This window comes from uncultured Anaerotruncus sp. (genome assembly GCF_902490045.1).
Taxonomy (GTDB): Bacteria; Bacillota; Clostridia; order Oscillospirales; family Ruminococcaceae; genus Anaerotruncus.
In genome coordinates this window covers 1-8,951 of sequence record NZ_CABUCJ010000099.1, presented here as the reverse complement: position 1 = coordinate 8,951, position 8,951 = coordinate 1, and the positions used below count along the sequence as shown (strand labels likewise).

3 protein-coding genes and 1 riboswitch are annotated in these 8,951 nt (G+C 61.6%); all 3 genes read right to left on the bottom strand.

Annotated elements, in window-relative coordinates:
• Positions 1-115: 115 nt before the first annotated feature.
• The 3 genes from RDM88_RS09895 to RDM88_RS09885 all read right to left on the bottom strand — a co-directional run bounded on the left by RDM88_RS09895 (position 116) and on the right by RDM88_RS09885 (position 8,455).
• Positions 116-2,497 (bottom strand): endonuclease MutS2, encoded by a 2,382-nt coding sequence (locus RDM88_RS09895; protein ID WP_308754681.1) that lies wholly within the window; start codon positions 2,495-2,497, stop codon positions 116-118.
• Positions 2,490-3,254: a DNA repair protein RecO gene (recO, locus tag RDM88_RS09890; protein WP_308754680.1), complete on the bottom strand. Its 765-nt coding sequence runs from the start codon at positions 3,252-3,254 to the stop codon at positions 2,490-2,492. The genes RDM88_RS09895 and recO overlap by 8 nt, the downstream gene beginning before the upstream one ends.
• A gap of 338 nt (positions 3,255-3,592) precedes the next feature.
• Positions 3,593-8,455: a hypothetical protein gene (locus RDM88_RS09885; RefSeq protein ID WP_308754679.1), complete on the bottom strand. Its 4,863-nt coding sequence runs from the start codon at positions 8,453-8,455 to the stop codon at positions 3,593-3,595.
• Between the two features lie 157 nt (positions 8,456-8,612).
• Positions 8,613-8,695, bottom strand: a riboswitch (cyclic di-GMP riboswitch).
• Positions 8,696-8,951 lie beyond the last annotated feature (256 nt).

The window sequence follows — 8,951 nt, the reverse complement described above, 5'->3', positions numbered from 1 at the left end:
GCGCCCTTCTTTGGTTCCTTTCTTGGGCGAACAAGAAAGGAACTCGCCGCCGGTCGACTACCGGCATGCCCTCCGACCGCAGGGCGGAATATCCAAAACCGACGAGCGGCAAATCCTATTTCAGCTCGGCGATCGTCACTCCCGCTTCCCCTTCCCCGTAGGCGCCCAGCCGGAAGGTCTTGACGCTGCGGTGTTTGCGCAGACGCTGCTGGACGGCGGCGCGCAGGGCGCCGGTGCCCTTGCCGTGGATGATCGTGACGGTGGGCACGCCCGAGAGGACGCACTGGTCGATGAACCGCTCAAGCTCCACGAGGGCCTCGTCGGAGGTCATGCCGCGCAGGTCGAGCTCGGTTTTGACGTCGCGGGTGGCCTTGGAGGAGACGCCGCGCGACGAAACGCCGGCGTTATTGACCGTGACACGTTTGTTTGACATGTCGACAAGGCGCACCTCCGACTGGTGAACACGCGTCTTGATGATGCCCGCCTGGACGTTCAGATACCCCTGCCCGTCGGGGGCGGAGAGGACGGTTCCCTCCTTCCCAAGCTCGAGAAGGCGTACGGTGTCGCCGCGTTTGATCGGGCGGTCGGGCACATAATTCTCCACATTCTTGCGGGTGACGGGGTCGGCGAGGTCCTGTAATTTGCGCAGGTTCGCCTTGAAGGCGACCTTCGCCGCGGAGGCGCGCTCGGAAAAGTCGGCGCTGTCCTTCTGTCGGCGCAGCTCGTCGAGCTCGTCGATCAGCTTTTCCGCCTGCGCGCTCACCTGCTCGACGATGCCGCGCGCCTGCACGCGGGCGCGTTCGAGCTCGCGCTCCCGTTCCCGCTCGGCGGAGCGGCGGAGCTCGTCCGCCTCGGCGGAGGTGCGCTGCGCCTCCACCCGCTGGCTCGCCGCCAGCGCGCGTTCCTTTTCGAGCTCCTGCCGGGTGCCCTCGAGCTGGGCGACCACGTCCTCGAAGCGCGCGTTCTCCCCCGACAGGTGGGTGCGCGCGTTCTCGATAACGGCGGCGGGCAGGCCGAGGCGCTCGCTGATCGCAAACGCGTTCGATCGTCCGGGCACGCCGGTCAGCAGGCGGTAGGTGGGGCGCAGGGTCGCCACGTCGAATTCGCAGCAGGCGTTTTCGACGCCGTCGGTGTTGAGGGCGTACATCTTAATCTCTGCGTAGTGGGTGGTGGCGACCACTTTGGCCCGCTGGGCGCGCAGCCGCTCGATGATCGCGACGGCGAGCGCCGCGCCCTCGACCGGGTCGGTGCCCGCGCCGAGCTCGTCGAGCAGGACGAGGGAATCCCCGTCCGCCTCGTCGAGGATGCGGATGATGTTGGTCATGTGCGCCGAGAAGGTGGAGAGGCTCTGCTCGATCGACTGCTCGTCGCCGATGTCGACGAGCAGCTTTTTAAAGACGGGCACCGTGCTGCCGTCCGCGACGGGCAGCATCAGGCCACACTGGGCCATCGCGGTGAGCAGGCCGAGGGTCTTGATCGCGACCGTCTTGCCGCCCGTGTTGGGCCCTGTGACGACGAGCGTGTCGAACGTCTCGCCGAGCGAAAGGTCGATCGGCACGACCTTGTGCTTATCGAGCAGCGGGTGGCGGGCCTTTTTGAGCAGCACCACGCCGGCGTCGTTGATGGCGGGCACGCTCGCGTGCATCTCGTCGGCGAGGCGGCTCTTGGCGAAGTAGAGGTCGAGCTCCACGACCGCCTCGTAGCTGCCGCGGATGCTGGCGGCGCAGCCGCCCACCTGCGCGGAGAGCTCGTAGAGGATGCGGTCGATCTCCGCCTGTTCCCTGCCCTGTAAAAGCCGGATCTCGTTGTTGGCCTCGACGACCCCCATCGGCTCGATGAAAACCGTCGCGCCCGACGAGGAGGTGTCGTGCACGAGGCCCTTGATCTCGTTGCGGTATTCCAGCTTGACGGGCACGACGAACCGGCCGTCCCGCTGGGTGATGATGTTGTCCTGCAAAAACTTCTGGTAGGTCGCCGAGCGAACCATCTTATCGAGGACCTCGCGCGCCTTGGCGCCCGCCTGGCGGATTTTGCGGCGGATGTCGGCGAGCTCGGGGCTCGCGTTGTCGGCGATCTCCTCTTCGCTGATGATCGTGCCGGCGATGTGCTTCTGCAGGTCGGGCAGCGCGACCACCGAATCGAGCAGATAGGACAGGCTCGTCTGCCCGCCCTCGAGCTGCCGCCGCCAACGCTCGATCGTCTCAAAGGCGCGCAGCACCTTGCCCACATCGAGCAGCTCGCGCGGCGAGAGCCGCGCGCCGATCTCGCTGCGCTTCAGCGCGGCGGCGGGGTTCTCCACCGCGCCGACCGACGGCGTGGAGTAGCGGTTGGTCAGCGTGTTCGCGTCGACCGTGTACTGCATGAGCCCGCGCACGTCCCGCGGGTCGCGCGCGGGCTCGATGGCCAGCGCCATCGCCTTCGCGTCCTCGCAGGAGCAGAGCTGCGCCAGCCGCGCGAGAATCTTATCCAGTTCAATTGCCTTACAGTATTTATCCATTGACTGATCCCTTCATTGTCCGGTAAAAATCGAGCGTGTCAAACCGTTTCTCGAGCTGCGTGACCGTATAGCATTCGCAGACCTCCCCCAGCCGGGCGAGCGCCGGCCCGGGAAGGCTGAAGGAAAAGAGCTTGTCCGCCTCGGAATAGAGGATGTGGCGCATGGCGGCGAGCACCCCCCTGCCGAGCGGGAGCCGCACCTGGTCCGCGGGGAAGGAGCGGACGCACTCCCCGCAGGCGAGCTGGGCCGACTGGGGCAGGAAGAACATCTCCTCCGCTTCAAAGCAGCCGCAGCCCGCGCAGGCGACCAGATTGGGCATGAAGCCCGCCATCGTGAGCAGACGAAGCTCGTAGACCGGCTTTAAAAAATCACACGAACGCCTGCCCGTATCGAGCAGGTAGAGGGTGTTGAGCAGCAGGCGCAGGTAGCCGTCCGCGTTCTCCTCGCGGGGGGCGGCCTGGGCGGTCAGCTCGCAGAAATAGGAGGCGAGGGAGAGCTTTTCCACGTCGCCGCGCACGCCCATGAAGACGGTGTCGAGATCGGCCTTGTCGACGCTGTACCGCTCCCGGTTGGAGAACAGCACAAAGCACGAGTAGCTGAGCAGCTCGGCGGGGACGCGCAGCGTCCCGCGTGGCTTCTTAGCTCCCCGTGCGTAAGCGGATATGATGCCGCGTTCCCTCGTCAGGAGGGTGAGCACGCAGTCAAACTCGTCAATCGCGCGCTCCCGCAGCACGATCCCGTCGGTCGTGATATGCACCGGTATCTCCCGTCACAGCGGCGCCGGAGGCAGTCCCGGTCGCGGACTGCTGCCGGACGTCTACATATTTGAGGTAGTCCTCGATCTTTCCCGAATGTAAAAACGCGTCATAGGCCGACATCTCGCCCGGATTCATCAGCACCGCCCCCATCTTTTCCTGATGGTTCTATTTTTACCGGCGGCGGCCGCCTTATCAGAGGGAAAGTCTATCACATTTTCCAGCAATTTAGACTTGACAGCCAAAATGCGTTTTATAAAAAAAGCATAGCATACATCCCCCGCCCCGTCAAGCCGGGCCGGAAAGGGGCGCATCCCGATGGGATGCGCCCCTGGGGTGCTTATTCCTGTTCGCGCCGCTTGTAGAGCCAGACGCCGGTGGTGATTCCGCCCACGGCCACCGCCGCGATCAGCGCCGCCAGCGCGATCGCCACGCCGCTCAGGTGCCTGTTCGCCGGCACGGGCGCGGGCGCGGCCGCCTGCGCCGCGTCGGCCGGCACCGCCGGCTCGACCGCCTTCTCGGCGGGCTCCAGCGTAATCCGGTCCGGAACCTCCGGCGTAGCGGGCAGTTCCGCCGTAAGGGTGACCGTCGGCACGGTGACGCCCGGCAGATAGTAGCCGCCGCCTGTCACCGGGTTGCTGCCCGGTTTGGCCTCGGGGATTTCCGACACGGTCACATCATAATCCGCAAAGAGATCGAACAGGTCGTCAAAGGTATAGTAGACCTTGTTGTCGGGGATCGGGGGCATATTCCCGCCGTAGATTGCCAGCTCCCTGCCCTTGTAGCTGATGACAAGGGTCACGTCGCGGCCTTCGAGCGCGCGCAGCACGCTGCCGGGCACGTTGAGCGCCTTGGTGGCGTTCGCCTTGACGATGTCGCCGTCATCCGCGCGTTCGATCGACTTCTGGACCTTCGCCCAGAACTCATAGTTGTCGAACGAGGCGCTGCCGCCGCCCGAACCGCCCGAGCCGCCCGACGAATGACCGCCGCTGGGCTTGCTGTTGGTGAAGGTGAGCGTAAAGGTGCTGAATTTGGAGACGGTCACCTCGACAAATTTTCCGCCGTCTTCCGTCTCAATCTCCGGATAGAGGGTTTCACTGCCCGAACCGTCGGAGAACACATGGACGATCTTGGCGTACCTGGCGGTCACCGTGGACGGGATCGGCAGGCGGAAGGTGATCGCGCCCTTGATCTGGTCGTTTTTCAGGGTTACGACGCTCTCCACATTCCCGGCGGACACAATGGTCGCCTGCGGGACCACCTCGAAGACCAGCGTGGTGGGGTAAACATCCGCCGAGGGGTTGCTCGCGTCCGTCTTATCCACATCCGCGCCCGCTTCGATCGCGGTCAGGGTGGGAACCACCGTCAGCTTGACCTCCTTGGTATCCTCGGGGATTTCAAGCGACTCCAGACGAACGGCCTCCTTGAGTCCCTCGGGCTCCTTCTGGGCTGCGCTGTTGCCTGTGACCTCCGCTTCCACGGTGTTCTTCAGGGCGTCGGTCTTCTGCTTGATTTCATTGTCCAGCTTTTCCACGGCATCCGGCGCCAGGCCCGCGGTGTCCGCCTTCGGAGGCTCCACCTTTTCCACTTCGGTCTTCGCCTGGACTTTTTCCTCCGTAATGGCGAACGCGACTTCCGCCAGGGCGCGGATCGCCTCTACCTTCGTTTTCAGGTCGGGGTTCTGGTTGAGCACGGCCTGGAGCCGGTCCGGATCGATGGCGTTGAGGATTTCCAGCGCCTTCGTAAAGTGCTCCTTCCCGCTCTTCAGCGCCGCAATCTGCTCGGGAGTCAGCTCGGAGCCTGCAAGCCCCGCCAGCGTCTCGCCCGACAAACTGCCCGTAAGCACTTTTTCGGCCTCCGCAATCGCCGCCGCGACCTGCGCTTTAGTTTCGTCGTCGGTGATGGAAACCACATATCTGCTGCCGTCCCGCACGCACGCGTAGCCCTCGGCGACGTACCGGGCATCCAGCTCCCTGTCATAGCTTCCGCCGCTGGCTGAAATTTTCCCATTGGGATAGCCGCTGTGGTTCCCGATTTTCCCATTAAAGCTGCCGCCCTTGATCAGGACGCTTCCCTTTTCATAGGAATACTTCGGGGTTCCGTTCCCGTCCGCTTCGACAGCATTGACGATCGCCGGTTTTCCGTTGCCGTTGAAGGTTCCTCCCTTGATCGTGAGCTCGTTCCAGTTCAGGACGACGCCGCCTTCGGTATCGCCCGCCGTGAAGGTCCCGCCCTCGACCGTCATGACGCCGTAGTCGTCGTTCTTGAGCACATACAGGCCGCCCGATGCAAAGGTGTCGACCGAGAAGGTGCCGCTCTTGATCGTCATAACGGAGTTGACTTTGCCCGTGTTCTGCCCGGGGCTCTGCCAGCCGTTTTCAATCAGGCTGGAATAGCAGCCGTTGGAACGGACCGTCGCACCGTCGATGGTCATCGTGCCGTGGTTCAGGATGTAGTACCAGGAGTTGCCGCCGGACTCGGTGGCACTGGAGCCCGCCTCCTTGCTTCTGTCCACCGTAACATTCCCCACGGTCATGGTCCCGCCCACGTCGTTATAAACCGGCGCTCTCGCGTGGGTCACATTGTCGACCTTGCCGCCGCCGGTAAGCGTCAGCGTGCCATGATTGATAATCGTATGGGTGCTTGCGTTGGTCAGGGTCTTTCCGTTGAGGTCGAGGGTCAGTGTTTTGCCGGAGGGAATAACGACATCCTCGCTTGTATCTGCAAGGAGCCTGATCGTGGCGCTGTTCTCCGCAGCCGCGACCGCCTCCCCGACGGTTTTGTACCGCCCGGCTCCGTCGACCTCAACGACATAGGCGTTATCATCGACGATAACGTATTTGTCGTCCTTTTGCTCGCACTTGTAGCCCGCGGCAACATAGGCGCTCACGTCGCTGTTAAAGGTGCCGCCTGTAATGGAGGGATTGCCCGTATTGGTTCCGGCATCCAAAGCCTTGCCGTTTCCGCCGGTAAAAGTTCCGCCCGAAATATAAGCGGTTGCCTTTGCGTTGATGCCGCCGTCGCCGCCGGTGTTGTCGTTTCCGACCAAAATCGCCACCTTACTGGCAGATTTAAACGTACCGCCGGAAACATGGGCTTCCACCTCGCCGACTTCGCCGGCAATATAGATGGCATAATGCGCACAGGAATCATTTCCGTCCGTGTCCGGGACCGTTTCAAAGCGGCCGTCTTTCACTTCGGCATAGCCGTTGCTGATGGCGAGCGCGCCCTGCACGCCCTGTACAGAACCGTTATTGAAATAGAGTTCCCCACGGCTATTCAAAGCATAGGCCCAGTGCCCCTTCTCTCCCTGCGAATCCGTTACATGGGTGCAGGAGGTCGTCACAAAGGAGCCGTTGTTGACCGTTGCCTTGCCCTCGTTATAGAACGCGCAGGTGGAACCGTCAAAAGTACCCCCATTGATGGTCGCGGTACTGCCCGGACGGTTCTTCAGGCTTGCGCCGTCTGCGTATACGCTGCCCCTGTAGGTGCCATTTTCAACAGTGACCGTACCATAGTTGTCAATCGCGCCGTAGCCGCCGAATTCGGAAGCGGAACTGTCGATCGTGCCGTTCCCGGTGACCGTCAGCGTACCGTAGTTGATGATCGGGCGGCCCGTAAAATCGCTTCCTACTGTGATCGAGTGCCCGTCCATATCCAGTATGATCTCTTTGCCATCCGGGATTACAATTGATTTTTCAACCGCAAAATCCTTGAGCAGCTTGATCGTATCCTTGTCTCCGGAGGTCGTCAGCGACGCCACTTTTTGGTAGACGTTTTGTCCGTTGTCAAGATCGGTCAGCGTGCCATTCTGCGCATCGTACCGATAGGTATAGTTTTTGCTGTAAGTATATACTTCTAACTGGACGGTTCCGTCCGCGAGATGAGCGATTTCAACCTTCGCGGTGGACGCGGCTTCGGCCCCCTTGATCGCCGTCCCGTCCTCCCAAAGAAAGATCATGTCCCCGGAAGCGCTGCCGTAGATTCCCGCGTATGGCTTGTAATCCGCCTTTACGCCGGCATACTTGCCCACTTTAAAAGAAAAGACAAGTTCGCCCGTCTGGCCGCCGCCATCTTCCTTGAAGGAGAGGGACAAGATGACCGAAGAATAGTCATCGCAATCCTCCTTCAAAACGCTCATCGGGATCTGTATCTGGTAAATATCCTCCCCTTCCTCTGTCACTGGGAAGACATGTAAGCCCGCGTTGGTCTGTACGGTAACGGCCAGCGGCCGGGAAAGCTCCAGCGTTTTGCCCGGTTCTGCGGATTTCAACTGATATTGAAGCGTAAAGGTCTCCCCGCCCGCTCTGTCAACCGCTACCTCCGCGGACTCAAAGCCGCCGGAAAAAGTAAACTGCGTAACCGGATCGGACCAGTCCACAAAGCTGCCGCCGTAAGAGTACCGGTAGCGCAGTTCCGCCCGCGTCGTGAGGGAAAGAACGTCTGTATTCGAAAGCATGGTTAAAAAGGCGTCGAAATCGCTGAGCTTTTTTACCAGATCTTCGGGGACCAGCGCCTTTTCCTCGTCGGTGAGGGCGTCGTAGGCCGCCTGCGCCGCGGCGTAGCCGCTCTTCGCCTCTTCGAGGTAAACCGCGAACGCCGCGTTGTAGGCGTCGTTGTAGTCCTCGTCGTCCTCGGGGAGGTCGACCGTCGGCTCATAGTTTGCGACCGTTCCGACATCCGGCAGCGCGTCAATCATATCGATGACAGCCCGCACCGCCTCCGGGGACTCCTCCTCGGGCGCCTCGTAAAGCGGGCAGTCCTCCCTGTGGGCCTCGCCCTCAGTTGCGCCGCAGGTGCACTCCGGGGACTCCTCCTCGGGCTCCACATAGAGCGGGCAGCCTTCCCTGTGGGACTCGCCCTCAACAGCGCCGCAGGCGCACTCCGTCGGCGGCTCGTCTCCCGGCTCTTCAGGCGCTTCGTAGAGCGGGCAGTCCTCCCTGTGAGCCTCGCCCTCAGTTGCGCCGCAGGTGCACTCCGCAGGCTCCTCGTCTCCCGGCCCCTCTTTGGGCTTGTCCCCCTCGGGACCGGGTCCGGTTTTTTCCTCTGTCACAACAGCGCTGCTCGTATCGGATGAAGCATCCGATACGCCGTCACCGGTGACGGGTTCGGCGTTGTCCGCAAGGCTGACGACGCCGCTCATCGTGAGGATGAGCATGACCGCAAGCAGCATGGTCAGCAAGCGAATCCAGTTCTTTTTCATGGTATACCCTCCTAGTAAGATATCTCTGTCCGAATCGGATCTGTCCAGAACGGATTTTGGGCCGCGCCGCCGGGCGGCATGGCCGTTTTCAATTGTCCCGCAAAAAAACACGACCGCCGCAACGGCAGTCGTACAGAAAGCCCCCTCGGGAGGCTACGGCGGCAACCGGCTGTCATACCTTGCGGCTTAGACCCAATGGCTTTGCGTCACTATCTTTCAATAGTTTTGCCAAATATAGCGTTTTTGTTACCCATACTATAGCATAAAGTATGACCTTTGTACAGTTGTTTTTTCGCATTTTCGTGTAAATTCTTGCTAATTTTCCTGTTTTCCATTATATCGGTCATAAAAAATCCAAATCCACGTACAAATTCCTGAAAATCGGACCATATAATCTTCCTCATCTCGGGAAGTCGGTCGAGGCGGACTCCCCAAGAATGCGGCCGCCGATCCGCGAGGCGGCGGAAATCCCGGACAGGCGCTCCAAAATCCGCTT